The sequence below is a fragment of the Shewanella sp. AS16 genome (assembly GCF_021412365.1).
Lineage (GTDB): Bacteria > Pseudomonadota > Gammaproteobacteria > Enterobacterales > Shewanellaceae > Shewanella > Shewanella salipaludis.
Genome location: NZ_JAKCLK010000118.1, coordinates 1 through 332 on the forward strand (window position 1 = coordinate 1; position 332 = coordinate 332).

Consider the following 332-nt stretch of genomic DNA (forward strand, 5'->3'; position numbering starts at 1 on the left):
GACATTTTTATATTCCAGCGCATCAACGAAAGATTTATCGATCTTCAGAATGTCGACATCCAGATCCTGTAAATAGCTTAAACTTGAATACCCTGTACCAAAATCATCGAGATAAATTTCATGGCCCGCCTCCCGGTAGCGAGAAATTATCGGGGCGCTGGTTTTCGGATCGGCAAACTCGCGTTCAGTGAGTTCAAGCGCGATCTGTCTGGGATTAACCTGATAGTGATTGATCATTTCACGCAGCAATTGCGGGATTTTTTCCGAGGTGAGCACGGTGGATTCAAGATTGATCGAAATATGCTGCTGAGGATGCTGACGCAGCCAGTCGC

Annotated in this window: 1 protein-coding gene; it reads right to left on the reverse strand. The window is 46.1% G+C overall.

All coding sequences use genetic code 11. The annotated features are described in order from the left end of the window. A partial coding sequence (locus LZP73_RS19605; RefSeq protein WP_234236593.1) for an EAL domain-containing protein occupies positions 1 to 332 on the reverse strand: 332 nt, incomplete at both ends.